General features: G+C 66.0%; 11 protein-coding genes. 8 read left to right on the plus strand and 3 right to left on the minus strand.

Annotated elements, in window-relative coordinates; all coding sequences use genetic code 11:
- Positions 1 to 51 precede the first annotated feature (51 nt).
- On the minus strand, positions 52 to 519 hold the full coding sequence (locus tag GGR47_RS13455) for an Hsp20 family protein (RefSeq protein ID WP_017978620.1): 468 nt from the start codon (positions 517 to 519) through the stop codon (positions 52 to 54).
- 252 nt (positions 520 to 771) lie between these two features.
- Between GGR47_RS13455 and GGR47_RS13460 the strand changes: the two genes are divergently transcribed.
- The 5 genes from GGR47_RS13460 (at position 772) to GGR47_RS13480 (ending at position 6,855) form a co-directional block, all read left to right on the plus strand.
- Positions 772 to 3,267 carry a TonB-dependent receptor gene (locus GGR47_RS13460; protein ID WP_147036165.1) on the plus strand — a complete coding sequence of 832 codons (2,496 nt, stop codon included), beginning with the start codon at positions 772 to 774 and terminating at the stop codon, positions 3,265 to 3,267.
- Between the two features lie 613 nt (positions 3,268 to 3,880).
- Entirely contained in the window at positions 3,881 to 5,125 is a 1,245-nt protein-coding gene (locus tag GGR47_RS13465; protein ID WP_024310526.1) for a lipoprotein-releasing ABC transporter permease subunit, read from the plus strand.
- On the plus strand, positions 5,118 to 5,789 hold the full coding sequence (locus GGR47_RS13470; RefSeq protein WP_017978623.1) for an ABC transporter ATP-binding protein: 672 nt from the start codon (positions 5,118 to 5,120) through the stop codon (positions 5,787 to 5,789). Before GGR47_RS13465 ends, GGR47_RS13470 begins: the two co-directional genes overlap by 8 nt.
- The gene (locus tag GGR47_RS13475; RefSeq protein WP_147036164.1) at positions 5,786 to 6,379 is read left to right on the plus strand and encodes a GNAT family N-acetyltransferase; all 594 of its coding nucleotides are present in this window, start codon (positions 5,786 to 5,788) and stop codon (positions 6,377 to 6,379) included. Before GGR47_RS13470 ends, GGR47_RS13475 begins: the two co-directional genes overlap by 4 nt.
- Positions 6,376 to 6,855 carry a glutathione peroxidase gene (locus GGR47_RS13480; RefSeq protein WP_147036163.1) on the plus strand — a complete coding sequence of 160 codons (480 nt, stop codon included), beginning with the start codon at positions 6,376 to 6,378 and terminating at the stop codon, positions 6,853 to 6,855. The genes GGR47_RS13475 and GGR47_RS13480 overlap by 4 nt, the downstream gene beginning before the upstream one ends.
- A 155-nt stretch (positions 6,856 to 7,010) precedes the next feature.
- Here GGR47_RS13480 and GGR47_RS13485 read toward each other — a convergent pair whose 3' ends face one another.
- A complete protein-coding gene (locus GGR47_RS13485) occupies positions 7,011 to 7,589 on the minus strand; it encodes an HdeD family acid-resistance protein (RefSeq protein ID WP_147036162.1) in 579 nt (192 codons plus the stop codon).
- A gap of 108 nt (positions 7,590 to 7,697) precedes the next feature.
- On the opposite strand from GGR47_RS13485, the gene dnaE reads away from it, so the two are divergent.
- Genes dnaE through GGR47_RS13500 form a run of 3 tightly spaced genes read left to right on the plus strand, consistent with a single transcriptional unit; the run spans position 7,698 to position 13,100 of the window.
- Positions 7,698 to 11,204, plus strand: a complete 3,507-nt coding sequence (gene dnaE, locus GGR47_RS13490; protein WP_147036161.1) for a DNA polymerase III subunit alpha — start codon at positions 7,698 to 7,700, stop codon at positions 11,202 to 11,204.
- On the plus strand, positions 11,204 to 11,731 hold the full coding sequence (gene moaB / locus GGR47_RS13495) for a molybdenum cofactor biosynthesis protein B (RefSeq protein ID WP_147036160.1): 528 nt from the start codon (positions 11,204 to 11,206) through the stop codon (positions 11,729 to 11,731). Before dnaE ends, moaB begins: the two co-directional genes overlap by 1 nt.
- 37 nt (positions 11,732 to 11,768) lie before the next feature.
- Positions 11,769 to 13,100: an ABC1 kinase family protein gene (locus tag GGR47_RS13500; protein ID WP_147036159.1), complete on the plus strand. Its 1,332-nt coding sequence runs from the start codon at positions 11,769 to 11,771 to the stop codon at positions 13,098 to 13,100.
- Here the strand turns inward: GGR47_RS13500 and GGR47_RS13505 are convergent.
- Positions 13,097 to 14,560 (minus strand): MFS transporter, encoded by a 1,464-nt coding sequence (locus GGR47_RS13505; protein ID WP_147036158.1) that lies wholly within the window; start codon positions 14,558 to 14,560, stop codon positions 13,097 to 13,099. The genes GGR47_RS13500 and GGR47_RS13505 overlap by 4 nt on opposite strands.
- Positions 14,561 to 14,832 lie beyond the last annotated feature (272 nt).

Below are 14,832 nucleotides of genomic sequence, written 5' to 3' on the forward strand. Positions count from 1 at the left end.
ACTGTACGATCCGAGCGCCCCTGATCACTTCTAAGGAAGTGCTACGTCGGCTTACGCAGCCTTGGCGGCGTCCGCGTTGTTGTCGACGGCGGCCAGCGGCGCACCGGTCTTGATCGCGATGCTCTTAGGCTTCATCGCTTCCGGCACTTCGCGGACCAGATCGATCACGAGCAGACCGTCGTTAAGCCGCGCGTCTTCGACGAACACGAAATCGGCGAGTTCGAAGCGCCGCTCGAAGCTGCGGTTGGCGATGCCGATGTGCAGGAAATTGGCGTTGGCCGCCTTGTCGTCCTTCTTGCCGGCCACGAGCAGCAGGTTCTGCTGCGCCGTGATCTCGATTTCGTCGCGGCTGAAGCCGGCGACGGCGAGCGTGATCCGGTAACGGTCGTCGGCGATCCGTTCCAAGTTGAAGGGCGGGTAGTTTTCCGCGGTCGCGGCGCGCGCGTTGCTTTCCAGCATGTCGAATAGACGGTCGAAACCGATGGTCGAGCGGCGATACGGGGTCAGGTCGAGTCGCATGTCAAATCCTCCAAATGAAGCGAGTTGAACGACGGCATCCACAACGGTGCAATGCCGGCGCATGGCCCATCGTTGGCGCCATGCGTCCCCGAATTTGGGAAGATCCGTATCGGCTTCAAGAGGGGATGGGCCGGAAAAAATCGTAAGTGATTTCAGCGCACGAAGCCCGGCTATCGCGACCCCAAGCTTCTCCATCTTTGTAATCCCATCGATTCGGGGGAGTTTGGCGGCAACGATAAAAGGGAGCTTTCGATGTCGCTGACGCTTGCCATGCTGCTTGCCGGCCAGACCATGCCGCAGCCTACGCTCGAGCCGGTGCCGACACCCGAAAGCGCGCAGGCGCAGGACGACGCCGGCACAGGGCAGGGCGCCCCCGCCCCGGCGGGTGCCGGCGACATCGTCGTTACCGCGCGCCGTCGCGCCGAATCGGTGCAGCGGGTGCCGATCGCGATTTCGGTGATCGGCGGCGCCGAGCTGGACAAGACGGGGGCGTTCAACGTCAACCGCCTGCAGCAGCAGCAGCCCTCGCTGCAATTCTATTCGAGCAACCCGCGCAACTCGGCAATCAACATCCGCGGGCTCGGCGCGCCGTTCGGCCTGACTAACGACGGGATCGAACAGGGCGTCGGCTTCTACGTCGATGGCGTGTACATCGGGCGGATCGGCGCTTCGACCTTCGACTTCGTCGATGTCGAGCGGGTGGAGGTGCTGCGCGGGCCGCAGGGCACGCTGTACGGCAAGAATACCACGTCGGGGGCGCTGAATATCACGACCCGGCCGCCGAGCTTCACCCCCGAGGCGCGAGTCGAGCTGACCGCCGGCAATTACGAATTCGTCCAGGCCAAGGCGTCGGTATCGGGCCCGCTGTCGGATCGGGTCGCGCTGCGCCTGTCTGCGTCGTCGACGCAGCGCCAGGGTACGATCTATGACGTCACATCGGGGCGCAACCTGCACCGGCTCGAAAACAATGGCGTGCGTGGGCAGTTGCTGTGGAACGCGAGCGACAGCCTGAACTTCACGCTGTCGGGCGATTACAACGTGCAGAATCCGCTCTGCTGCGTGCAATATTACGCTCGGGTCGGCACCACGCAGCGGCCGATCGCGCGGCAATATGCGGCGCTCGCCGCGGCGTTCAATTATCGGCCGCCCAGCACCAATCCGTTCGATCGCGTGACCGACCTGGATGCGCCGATCAATTCGCGGCAGGAGATCGGCGGCGTCTCGCTGGTCGGCAATTGGGATTTGGGGCCGGCGACGCTGACCTCAGTCAGCGCGTGGCGCTATTGGGATTGGCAGCCGCAGAACGATCGCGATTTCATCGGCCTGCCGATCACGACGGTGTCGCAGAACCCGTCGCAGCAGAAACAGGTGTCGCAGGAGCTGCGCCTCGCCTCTAATGGCACCAACCGGCTGGACTATACGGTCGGCGCGTTCTTCTTTCACCAGACGATCAACACGCAGGGGTCGCAGGTCCAGGGATCCGCGGCGAGTCGGTTCCTGCTGTCGGGCAATGACGCGAACAATCCCAATGTACTCAACGGCCTGACGTCGACGAACACGATCAACTTCGACAACACCAGCTTCGCGGTGTTCGGCAAGCTGAACTGGGCGCTGACCGATGCGCTGCACATCCAGCCGGGCCTGCGCGTCAATTACGACCGCAAGTCGGGCTTTTACGAATCGGTCGTCAGCATCCGCAACGCGCAATATGCCTTCACCGCGACGGCGGACAATGTGGCCGCTCTGCTGGCATCGCAGCCGACTGCGGCGGCGCGCACGACGTTTCAGAACCAGATCAACACGCTGGCGCCGCAGCGCTACAGTCCGCGGTTCAGCGCGTGGAACACGTCGGGCGACATCACCTTGTCGTATGACGTCAGTCCCGACATTCACGCTTATGCGACCTATGCCCGCAGCTTCAAATCGGGCGGTATCAACCTGTCGGGCTTGCCGCTCAATTCCACCAGCACGGGTGTCGATTTGTCGACGCAGACCGTGAAGCCCGAGAAGGTCAACAATTACGAGATCGGCTTGAAGACGCAGTTCCTCAACCGGCGGCTAACGCTGAACCTTGCCGGATACTGGACCGATGTGTTCGATTATCAGGCAACGGTGAACAACAATGCGATCAACGTGATCCGCGGCTATCTTGCCAATGCGGGTCAGGTGCGGTCGCGCGGATTCGAATTCGATACGAGCTTCCGGCCGAGCAGCCGGCTGAACCTGTACGTCAACGGCGCCTTTACCGACGCGAAATACGTCCGCTTCGCCAACGCGCCCTGTCCGCCGGAATTGTCGGGCGGTTCTGCGGCCAGTGCCACGAACCCGGCGAGTCGGGCAGGGCAGGCCGGCAGTGCCACCCAACCGTCGTACAGCCCGGCCCAATGCGATATCTCCGGTCAGCGGCTGCCCGGCATCTCGAAATGGTCGTTCTCGTTCGGCGGTGAGTATAACGTGCCCGTCGGGAGCAAGGGCGGCGAAGCCTATGTCGGCTATGACGGCAGTTACCGCTCGCGCTTCTCGTCCAACCCGTCGCCGTCGGCCTATACCTGGATCGAGAGCTATTCGCTGTCCAACGTCCGCGCCGGCTATCGCGAGGGCGGTATCAACGTCTTCGGCTGGGTGCGCAACGTGTTCGATAAGCAGTATTTCGAGCTGCTCTCGACGCAGTCTGGCAGTACGGGGTTGATCGTGGGACAGCCGGGCGATCCGCGGACTTATGGTTTGACGCTGTCGACGCGGTTCTAGAGGTTTCCCCCGTCGTCTTGGCATAGCCCAGGATGACGAAGAGTGCGGCAGTATACGCTCTTCGTCATTCCCGCGGAGGCGGGAATCCAGACGCGCTAGGCTCGCGGCTCGATTCGCGGACGTTCGCCAATCTGGATTCCCGCCTTCGCGTGAATGACGGTTGGAGGGTGGTTGGGCGCGGCCTCGCGTACCGGCCAAACCGGCGTCCATCATGAGAACGGCCCCGCGTTCGGACGACGTTCAGCTTTGATCTGCGATAAGAGACGATGCCGGACGGGGGGCGTGAATTGGAAGCTCCCGCCCTTCGCCCGGCGCCGTCGAGGCGGTCCGGACAAGCAAACGCCCGGACCGTTTCCGATCCGGGCGCCTGCGTGACGAGAAACCCGTCAGCCCCCTTAGGTCGTGTCGTGGACGATCGCGCGTTTTCGCTGCGTCGCCGGAACACTGTTTCCCCGAACCACGGCCGTTGCCTGTGTCTCAGATGAGTCTGTGCTAGGCAGGGGCAGGGGCTTTGTCACCGGATATTGTCGCCCGTCATTTCGATTGCGGCTGCCCTGTGTCGAATCCGCAACATTTGTTGCTTGTCGCCGTCTCTCCGCCTAGAGCCGCGGCCATGATCCTCTCTACCTATGAACGGATGATCGCGCGGCGATATCTGCTGCCGGGCAAGGGGGAGGCGTTCATCTTCCTCGTCGCCTCGATCAGCCTCGTCGCGGTGATGCTCGGTGTGGCGGCGCTCGTCATCGTCATGAGCGTGATGAACGGCTTTCGCGCCGAGCTGTTCGACAAGATCGTCGGCCTAAACGGCCACGCGGTGATCCAGTTCGATCCCACTCGCCCCGTCGACTGGCGGCAGGTGGTGGCCGAGGCGAAGCGCACGCCCAACATCACGTCGGCGGTGCCGATGATCGAACAGCCGCTGGCCGCGACCTATAACGGGCGGGCGGAGGCAGTGCTGGTGCGCGGCGTGCGGATGCAGGACATCGCGCCGGTGATCGGCAACAAGGTGGTGATGGGGTCGCTTGCCGGCGTGACGCCGGGCAGCGGCCGGATCGCGATCGGCAGCCGGCTGGCCGAAGCGCTGGGCGCGACCGTCGGCAGCGACATATCGCTGTTCAGCCCGCAGGGGCAGACGACGCCGTTCGGCACCGTGCCGCGTATCGTCAGCTACAAGGTTGCCGCGATCTTCGAGATCGGGCTGTACGATTACGACAAGCAATATGTCTTCATGCCGATCGAGGATGCGCAGACACTGCTGCTGCTCGGCGACAATGTCGGCATGGTAGAGATCGAGACGAACAACGCCGACAAGGTGGGGCAGATCCTGGCGCCACTGGGCGACAAATTACCGCCCGGCGCGGTGATCAGCGACTGGCGGAGCATGAACGCGCAGCTGTTCCAGGCGCTGGAGGTCGAGCGGGTGGCGATGTTCACCGTGCTGTCGATCATCATTCTGGTCGCGGTGTTCAACATCCTGTCCAGCCTCATCATGCTGGTGCGCGCCAAGACGCGCGACATCGCGATCCTCAGGACGATGGGTGCGACGCGGGGCGGGTTGATGCGCATCTTCATGGTGGTCGGCACGACGATCGGCGCGCTCGGCACGGTGGCGGGGCTGCTCCTGGGCTTCGTGTTCCTGTTCTATCGCCAGGCGGTGGTGAATTTGGTGCAGATGGTAACGGGGCAGAATCTTTGGGATCCGTCGATCCGCTATCTCACCGAACTGCCGTCGAAGCCCGATCCCGTCGAGATCATCGTGATCGCGATCATGGCGCTGGTGTTCAGCTTCCTGGCGACGCTGTATCCGGCGTGGAAGGCGGCGAGCACCGATCCGGTACAGGTCCTTCGCTATGAATAATGTCCTCGAAACCGGTCGGCTGACGCGCAGCTTCACGCAGGGCGGCGAGACGATCCACGTCCTGCGCGGGGTCGACTTGACCGTGGCGCCGGGCGAGATCGTCGCGCTGGTCGGGCCGTCGGGATCGGGCAAGTCGACGCTGCTGCAGGCGGTGGGCTTGCTGGAGGGCGGGTTCGAAGGTTCGATCCGGATCGCCGGCACGGAGGCGGCGAAGCTCGACGCGCATGGCCGCACCGTGATGCGTCGCGATCATCTGGGCTTCGTGTACCAGTTCCACCATCTGCTGCCCGACTTCAACGCGACCGAGAATGTCGTGCTGCCGCAGCTGGTGCATGGCGCGGCGCGCAAGGCGGCGGACGATCGCGCGGTCGCGTTGCTGACTGCACTGGGGCTGGGGCATCGCCTGACGCACCGGCCGAGCCAGCTCTCGGGCGGCGAGCAGCAGCGCGTCGCCGTGGCGCGTGCGCTGGCCAACCGGCCGGCGCTGGTGCTGGCGGACGAGCCGACGGGCAACCTCGACGAACATACGGCCGACATCGTGTTGGCCGAGTTCCTGCGGCTGGTACGCGGAGAAGGTTCGGCGGCGCTGATCGCGACGCATAACGAGCGGCTGGCGCAGAAGATGGACCGCGTCGTCCGCTTGCATGAGGGCGTGCTGTCGTGAGCGATGCGTGGCGGACCACCCCGACCTTGGTCGGCCGTCACGTCACATTGCGGCCGCTCGTGGCCGAGGATAAGGACGCGCTGGTCGCCGCCGCTGCGGCGGATGACCTGTGGGATATATTCTACGCGAGCGTCTCGCAATTAAAGGATGCGGATCGCTGGTTTGCCGCGACGTTCGCGCAGGTCGAGCAGGGGCGGGCGCTGGTATTCGCGGTCTGCGATCCGGCGGGAGCGGTCGTCGGCACCACGCGCTACATGCGGATGAACGAAGGCCATCGGCGTCTGGAGATCGGCGGCACCTTTTATGCGACGCGGGTCCAGCGCACCGGCGTGAATACCGAGGCAAAGCGGCTGCTGTTGACGTATGCCTTCGACACGATGGGCGTGCAGTGCGTGCAGATCCGCACCGATGCGCTCAACATCCGCAGCCAGCGCGCAATCGAACGCTTGGGCGCAAAGCGGGATGGCGTGCTGCGCGGTCACCAGATCGTCGGCGGGCGGCTGCGCGACAGCGTCGTCTATTCGATCCTGGACCGTGAATGGCCGGGCGTGCGCCAGAATCTCGATTATCTGCTTGCGAGGTACGCATGAGCGGCATCACCGATCTCACTGTGCGGGGGGCGGACGGCAACCCGCTGTCGCTGGACCGCTGGGCGGGGCAGGTGCTGCTGATCGTCAACACCGCGTCGAAATGCGGGTTCACGCCGCAGTATGAAGGCCTGGAGGCGCTGCATCGGCGGTTCGCCGACAAGGGTTTCGAGGTGCTGGCCTTTCCCTGCAATCAGTTCGGGGCGCAGGAGCCGGGCGATGCGGCGGAGATCGCGAATTTCTGTTCGCTGACCTATGACGTGACGTTTCCGGTGTTCGCCAAGATCGACGTCAACGGTGCGGCGGCCGATCCGTTGTTCGAGCGGCTGAAGACGGCGGCGCCCGGCGTGCTGGGGTCGAAGGCGATCAAGTGGAACTTCACGAAGTTCCTGGTGGATCGGTCGGGGCAGGTCGTGCGGCGCTATGCGCCGACGGCGAAGCCCGAGGATCTTGCGGCGGATATCGAGGCGTTGCTGTAGGGCTGGCTTCGCCCCACACTCGCGTCACCCCGGACTCGTTCCGGGGTCCACTGCGCGGCGAGGGGGACGGCTAGAGCCTCTTGCCATTCCCGGGCGGCCCGGTGGACCCCGGAACGAGTCCGGGGTGACGGGGTGGGTGGGGCCGGCGGCGTGGCTTACAGCGCCGGGGCGGCGAAGGGCTTGGCGCCTGTCTTGTGATGCAGTGCCGACAGGATCGAGGTCACGCCGCCGAACACGAAGCTGATGCCGAGGATGAAGCCCGGCAGCGTCAATGCCGACCAGGGCAGGGTGGCGAGGACGTAGATCGCGAGCAGGATGTTGACGACGCCAAGCGCGACCATCAGCCCACGGCCGCGCTTGAAGCGTGCGCCGAGGCCGATTTCCATCGCGCCGCGGATACCGAGCCACACGCCGACCAGCAGCGTCAGCGACAGCGCGCCGGACATCGGATCGAACGCCATCAGCACACCGATGACCAGCGACAGCAGGCCGAAGCCGATCGCATAGCCGCGCCCTTCGTGCTTGCCCATCACGCCCGCCGCGAGCGAGACGATGCCGGCGGCGATGAAGAAGGCGCCGATCACCAGGGTCGCGGCATAGGTGGCGGCGAAGGGATTGAGGAACGCAAGCACGCCAAGCGCCAGCGACAGCACGCCATAGGCGAGGATCCAGGCCCAGCCCGCACCTGCGGCGGCCGGTGTGAGCGGATCATTGAACGTACGCGTGTCGGTCATGGCGATGTCTCCTCGTTGTGGGCGCGAAACGAGGTTATCCACCGCTGGTTCCGTCCATTCCGGGCGGGTCGCCTGTTCGAATCGGGTCGGAGTCGCTAAGTGGTTCGCATGGCTCATTCGGGTTTCGTGCCGCTTCGCATTTTTTCGTCCTACACGATGCTCGACGGGGCGATCGATCCGAAGGCGATCGCGAAACAGGCCAAGGCACAGAAGTTTCCGGCAGCCGGCCTGACCGATCGCAACGGGCTATACGCGGCCATGGCCTTTTCGGACGCGGCGAAGAAGGATGGCGTGCAGCCGGTCATCGGGACGATGCTGTGCGTCGCGCGGCCGGATATGCCCGATGGCGTCGCCGCGCCGCTCGACTGGATCGCGCTTTATGCGCAGGATATGACGGGCTACGACAATCTGTGCGCGCTGGTCAGCATGGCGCATCTCGACCGACCGATCGAATTGCCGGCGCATGTCGATTTCGCCGCACTGGAAGGCCGGACCGATGGCCTGATCGCGCTGACCGCGGGGGCCGAAGGCGGACTGGCGCGCCTGTTCCACGAGGATCAGCCTGACCGCGCGCGTGCCTATTGCGACCGGTTGCAGGCGCTGTTCCCCGACCGGCTGTACATCGAGCTCGTCCGCCGGGGCGACGTGGTGGAGGAAGCGGCCGAACAGGCGCTGATCGACCTGGCCTATGATCGCGACCTGCCGCTGGTCGCGACCAATCCGTGCTGCTTTTCCGACAGCGGTTTCCTCGACGCGCACGACGCCATGCTGTGCATCGCGCATTCGACCTATGTCGAAAGCGAGGATCGCGTCCGCTCGTGCCCCGATGCATGGCTGAAGCCCGCCGAGGTGATGAAGCAGCTGTTCGCCGATCTGCCCGAGGCGATCGACAATACGCTGGTCGTGGCGCAGCGCTGCGCGGTGATGGCGCCCTATCGCAAGCCGATCCTGCCCAGCCTGGCGGGCGATCGCGACGGCGAGGCGGCGATGCTGCGCGATCAGGCGGCGGCGGGACTGGAAGCGCGGCTCGACCGGATCGAGGAGCTGGGTGCGCAGCCCGACGATCCCAATTGGCGCGACGTGTATCGCGAGCGGCTGGCGTTCGAGGTGAACGTCATCGTCCAGATGGGTTTCCCCGGATACTTCCTGATCGTCGGCGACTTCATAAAATGGGCGAAGGATCACGACATTCCGGTGGGGCCGGGGCGTGGTTCGGGCGCGGGCTCGGTCGTCGCCTGGGCGCTGACGATCACCGATCTCGACCCGATGAAGCTGGGCCTGCTGTTCGAGCGATTCCTGAACCCGGAACGCGTGTCGATGCCCGACTTCGACATCGACTTTTGCGAAACCCGGCGTGGCGAGGTCATTCGCTACGTGCAGGAGAAATACGGCCGCGATCAGGTGGCGCAGATCATCACCTTCGGTAAGCTGAAGGCGCGCGCGGTGTTGAAGGACACCGGCCGCGTGCTCCAGATGAGCTATGGCCAGGTCGATCGCCTCGCCAAGCTGGTGCCCAATCACCCGACCGATCCATGGGACCTGAAGCGCGCGCTGAACGGCGTGCCCGAGTTGGCGAAGGAATATGCCAACGACAATCAGGTCCGCCGCCTGCTCGACTTGGCGACCAAGCTGGAGGGCCTGCCGCGCCATTCGTCGACGCACGCCGCGGGCGTGGTCATCGGCGACCGGCCGCTGAGCCAGCTCGTCCCCCTCTATCGCGATCCGCGGTCCGACATGCCGGTGACGCAGTTCGACATGAAATATGTCGAGGGCGCGGGGCTCGTAAAGTTCGACTTCCTCGGCCTGAAGACACTTTCGGTTCTGAAGAAGGCCGTGCAACTGCTTGGCAAGCGCGACATTTCGATCGACCTGGATGCGCTGCCCTGGGACGACGAAGCGACGTACAAGCTGCTCCAGAAGGGCGACACGGTCGGCGTGTTCCAGCTGGAATCGGAGGGCATGCGGCGCACGCTCAGCGCCGTCCGCCCGACCAATTTCGGCGACATCATCGCGCTCGTGTCGCTGTATCGCCCCGGCCCGATGGACAACATTCCCTCGTTCGGCCGGCGCAAGCAAGGGACGGAGGAGATCCTCTACCCCCACCCGCTGCTGGAACCGATCCTGAAGGAGACCTACGGGATCTTCGTCTATCAGGAACAGGTGATGCAGGCCGCGCAGATCCTGGCGGGCTATAGCCTGGGCGGCGCCGATTTGCTGCGCCGCGCGATGGGTAAGAAGATCAAGGCGGAGATGGACGCGCAGCGCGCGACCTTCGTCGCAGGATGCGCCGAGCATAACGGCATCAAGGCGGATTACGCCAACCAGCTGTTCGACTTGATCGACAAGTTCGCGGGCTATGGCTTCAACAAGAGCCACGCCGCCGCCTACGCCCTGCTCGCCTATCAGACCGCGTGGCTGAAGGCGCACCACCCGCACGAATTCTTCGCCGCCTCCATGTGTTACGACATGGCGCAGACCGACAAGCTCTGCATCTTCGTCGACGACATGCGACGGCTGGGCGTCGATATCGTCGGGCCGGACATCAACCAGAGCGATGCCGAATTCGATGTGCAGACGGTGGGAGAGGGCGAGGAACGCCGCCTCGCGGTCCGCTATGCATTGGGTGCGCTGAAATCCGTTGGCGAAGGCGCGATGGAGAAACTGATCGTCGAGCGGGTCGCGGCCGGGCCGTTCAAGAGCCTCGACGACCTCGCCAATCGCGTCGATCCGCGACTGATCAACAAGCGGCAGCTCGAAACGCTGGCCGCAGCGGGGGCGTTTGATGCGATCGAGCCGAACCGGGCCGCGGTGCATGCCGTCGCCGAGACGATCCTGGGCCTCGCCGCCTCGACGCATGCCGGGCGGACGAGCGGTCAGGGTGGCCTGTTCGGTGGGGACGAGGTGGCCGGCGACACGATCCGGCTGCCGCAGGGGCTGCGCTGGACGATGGCGCAGGCGATGGAGCAGGAAAAGGACGCCTTCGGCTTCTATTTCTCCGCGCATCCCGTCGACCGGCATGCGCACCTCGCCAAGATGCATGGCGCGCGGCAATATGTCGCGCTGACCGAGTTGCGCATTCCGGAAGACGGTACGCGCGCGGGGGCGACGATGGCGGTGCTGGTCGAGGATGCGCGCTGGCGCACCTCGGCACGCGGCAAACGGTACATGATGGCGACGCTGTCGGATGCGAGCGGCCAGTTCGTCGCGACATGCTTCGACGATGGCGTCGCGGCGGAGCTGGAAGAGGCGGCGCGCTGTGGCGGGTGCGGTCTGATCACCGTCGAACTCGATCGGCGGCCCGGCGAGGAAACGCCGCGCGTGTCGGTCAAGCGCATCCAGCCGTTCGAGGGGCTGGCGTCGATGGCGCGCTTCACGATCGAGGCGCGGGTGGCGACGGCGGAGGCGTTCGCGGCGTTGGCGACCTTGCTTAGCGAGGCGCGCGGTGCGCGCGGCGAAGTGCGCGCGCGCATTCCGGCAGGCGATGGCGAGGCGGTGGTGTTGCTGGGCCGCGATTTCCTGCTCGACCTCGAACTGGTCGAGGCGATCCAGGCAATTCCGGGGATCAGCAACGTGGCGCTCGACCGGGTCGCTTCGCAGTTGCGGGCGGTGGGCTGATGCCGATCGACCCCGATCTGCCGTTCCGCGCGATCAATATCGCCGTGCTCACCGTCTCCGATACGCGGGGCCTCGCCGAGGATCGGTCGGGCGATACGCTCGTCGCGCGGCTGGAGGGCGCGGGGCATCGCCTCGCCGATCGCGTCATCCTGCGCGACGACATCGAGGCCATCGTCGCGCAACTGGAGCGGTGGATCGACGATCCCGCGATCGATTGCGTCATCACGACGGGGGGCACGGGCGTGACGGGACGCGACGTGACGCCCGAGGCAGTCGAGCGGGTCGCGACCAAGATGATTCCCGGGTTCGGCGAGCTGTTCCGGTATCTGAGCTTCGCCAAGATCGGCACGTCGACCGTCCAGTCGCGCGCCTGCGCCTGCGTGGCGCGGGGGACCTATATCTTCGCGCTGCCGGGCTCGACCGGGGCGGTGAAGGATGGATGGGACGGCATCCTCGCCGATCAGTTGGACAGCCGGCATCGGCCCTGCAACTTCGTCGAGCTGATGCCGCGCCTGACCGAACGATAGGGCGGACCTTCGCGGGCGTCCGCGACGTTGTGCGGGCATGGATGACGATCGATTCGAGGCACGGCATCGGGCGGTGCCGACGGGCAGGCTTGCGCGACTAGGCGGGTTCGGGCGGCTTGCCGGCGGTGTGGCGGGCGGCATGCTGGCCGAGGGCGCGCGGCGGCTGGCGCAGGGCGAGCGGCCACGGATGGGTGATCTGGTGATGACCCCGGCGAATGCGGCGCGTGTCGCCGACCGATTGTCGCACCTGCGCGGCGCGGCGATGAAGCTCGGGCAGATGATCTCGATGGACGCCGGCGATGTGCTGCCGCCCGAACCGTCGGCGATCCTCGCGCGGCTGCGCAACCAGGGCTATCGCATGCCGCCGCAGCAGCTCGACCAGGTACTGGCCCGCGAATGGGGTCGGGACTGGCGGCGCCGGTTCCGGCATTTCGAGGCGGCGCCGGTTGCGGCGGCCTCGATCGGGCAGGTGCATCGCGCGACGCTGCCCGACGGGCGGCGGCTGGCGATCAAGGTGCAATATCCCGGTGTTGCGGAGAGCATCGATTCCGACGTCGACAATGTCGCGACGTTGCTGCGCGTATCGGGGCTGCTGCCGCGCGGGCTGGATATCACGCCGCTGCTCGACGAGGCGAAGCGGCAGCTGGCCGAGGAAGCCGATTATACGCGCGAAGGCGAGCAGATGCGCGCTTATGCCGCGCGGCTGGATGGGGACGCGCGCTATGTCGTGCCGACGCTGGAGTCGGAGCTGACGACGCGAAACGTGCTGGCGATGAGCTTCGTCGAAGGGCAGGCGATCGAGACGCTGGAGGGTGCCTCGCAGGACGCGCGCGATGCCGCGATGACCGCGCTGGTAACGTTGGTGTTGCGCGAATTGTTCGAGTTCGGCGTGATGCAGACCGATCCCAATTTCGCCAATTACCGCTGGCAGGCGGATAGCGGCGCGCTGGTGCTGCTCGATTTCGGGGCGACGCGCGCGGTGCCGGCGGAGACGGCGGATGCCTATCGCCGGTTGATCGAGGCGGGACTGGCACGCGATCGGGACATGATCCGCGAGGTGGCGGTGGAGACGGGCTTTATCGGGGTCGACGCCGCGCGGGCGCACCGTGGGGCGGTCGATCGGATCATCGCGGCAATCGACGCGGCGCTCAACCGGCCTGGCACGTTCGACTTCGGCGACCGCGCCTTCGTGCCGGTGGTGCGTGAGGAGGCAAAGGCGATGATCGCCGATCGCGACACCTGGCACGTACCGCATGTCGAAACGCTGTTCGTGCAACGCAAGGTCAGCGGCACGGCGCTGCTCGCCGCGCGGCTGAAGGCGCGGGTAGACGTGCGCGGGCTTGCCGCCGCGGCAATCGGGCGCGCCTAGCGGGCGGTGTGGCCGCTCATCTCGGCACCGGCGTCGGCCGCGAACCGGCGGTTCCAGATGACCGCCGATGCGGAGATGGTGGCGACGACGACGAAGGCGAGCGAGAAGGTGAGCAGCGTCGGCTGGGGGGTGCCCTCCATCACCGAGCCGATCTCCAGCACCGTCGCGGCGGTGCAGATGCCGAGCGACAGCGTCAGCTGTTGAAAGGTCGCGTAGAAGCTGGTCGCCGCGCTCATCTGCGCCTTGTCGGTGTCGGCATAGGCGATGGCGTTGTAGCCGGTGAACTGGAACGAGGTGAAGAAGCCCGAAATGCCGAGGACCAGCACGATCGCGGCCGTCGGCCAATCGGGGCGGAACAGCGCGCAGGTCGCATAGCCGAGGCTACTGGCGATCCCCGAAACGATCAGGCTGCGGCGAAAGCCCCAACGACGCAGTACGCGCGGGGCGAGCGCCTTCATCGCCAGCGCGCCGATCGCGCCGGCCATGGTGATCGTGCCCGTCTTCGCTGCGGTGAGGCCGAAGCCGAGCTGCAGCATGAGCGGGAGCAGGAACGGCTGCGCCCCTTGCGTGATGCGGGTCAGCGATCCGGCGATCACCGACAGGCGGAAGGTGGGCACCCGCATCAGCGCGGGGTCGAGGATCGGATCGGCCACGTGACGGGCGTGGCGGAAATAGGCGACGCCCATGCCGAGGCCCGCGACCAGCAGGATCAGCGCGACCAACCCGGTGCCGGGGCGGCTCGCCAACTCGAAGCCGAACAAAAGGCAGCCGAGCGACACGCCCGACAGAATGAAACCGACCAGATCGAAACGGGCGCGCGCGTCGCCGCGCACCTCCGGCACCAACAGCAACGCACCGATGATGCCCATCACGCCGAAGGGGATGTTGAGGTAGAAGATCCAGCGCCAGTCGAGCCAGGTGACGATGAAGCCGCCGATCGGTGGCCCCAGGATCGGGCCGGCGAGCGCGGGCATGACCAGCCAGGACAAGGCCTGGACCATGTCCTCCTTGGCGACGCTGCGCAGCAGGACGAGACGGCCGACCGGCACCATCATCGCGCCGCCGATCCCCTGGACGAAGCGGGCGGCGACCAGTGTCGGCAGCGACCCGGCCTGCGCGCAGGCGATCGAGCCGAGCAGGAAGACGACGATCGCCCAGCAGAAAATGCTGCGGGAGCCGAAGCGGTCGGCCAGCGTGCCGCTTGCCGGGATGAACAGGGCGAGCGCCAGCAGGTAGCTGGTGAGCGCGAGGCTGAGGCTGGTGGCGGGCGTGCCGAGATCGCGGGCCATGGTGGGCAGGGCGACGGTCAGCACGGTCCCGTCGAGCTGCTGCATGAACAGCGCGGAGGCGACGACCAGCGCGATGACGCGATAGCTGCGGGTGGTGGCGGGCGGTCGCGCCGCGCCGCTGGTGACGGCTTCGACCGCGGGCGCCAGTCCGTCGCCGACATCGGCGCTCATCGAAGCGAGGTTACGTCGTCTCCACCGCATGTCGTTCGTTCATGCTCCTTCGCCCGGCGCGGGGGCATGCGCCGACCCGCTTCGATCGTGATCCTCACCCGGTTCGATGGCGGTGTTCCGTCCGGCGTTTGCGCTCGACGAGAGCTGTGCCGGGTCGTTCATGGAACGACCGTCTGCGGAGCACCTAATCCCATCCGCCTCGAAACACACGGCGAAAACGTCGGCATGGAAAAAGGGGCACCGCCGTTGCCGGCGATGCCCCCTTGGTGTCG

It is taken from the genome of Sphingomonas aquatilis (assembly GCF_014196115.1).
GTDB classification, from domain to species: domain Bacteria; phylum Pseudomonadota; class Alphaproteobacteria; order Sphingomonadales; family Sphingomonadaceae; genus Sphingomonas; species Sphingomonas aquatilis.

Excerpts from the sequence above, each read along its gene's own strand:
- GGR47_RS13455 (WP_017978620.1), bottom strand. The coding sequence starts at position 519 with ATGCGACTCGACCTGACCCCGTATCGCCGCTCGACCATCGGTTTCGAC.
- GGR47_RS13460 (WP_147036165.1), top strand. The coding sequence starts at position 772 with ATGTCGCTGACGCTTGCCATGCTGCTTGCCGGCCAGACCATGCCGCAG.
- GGR47_RS13465 (WP_024310526.1), top strand. The coding sequence starts at position 3,881 with ATGATCCTCTCTACCTATGAACGGATGATCGCGCGGCGATATCTGCTG.
- GGR47_RS13470 (WP_017978623.1), top strand. The coding sequence starts at position 5,118 with ATGAATAATGTCCTCGAAACCGGTCGGCTGACGCGCAGCTTCACGCAG.
- GGR47_RS13480 (WP_147036163.1), top strand. The coding sequence starts at position 6,376 with ATGAGCGGCATCACCGATCTCACTGTGCGGGGGGCGGACGGCAACCCG.
- GGR47_RS13485 (WP_147036162.1), bottom strand. The coding sequence starts at position 7,589 with ATGACCGACACGCGTACGTTCAATGATCCGCTCACACCGGCCGCCGCA.
- dnaE (WP_147036161.1), top strand. The coding sequence starts at position 7,698 with ATGGCTCATTCGGGTTTCGTGCCGCTTCGCATTTTTTCGTCCTACACG.
- moaB (WP_147036160.1), top strand. The coding sequence starts at position 11,204 with ATGCCGATCGACCCCGATCTGCCGTTCCGCGCGATCAATATCGCCGTG.
- GGR47_RS13500 (WP_147036159.1), top strand. The coding sequence starts at position 11,769 with ATGGATGACGATCGATTCGAGGCACGGCATCGGGCGGTGCCGACGGGC.
- GGR47_RS13505 (WP_147036158.1), bottom strand. The coding sequence starts at position 14,560 with ATGAGCGCCGATGTCGGCGACGGACTGGCGCCCGCGGTCGAAGCCGTC.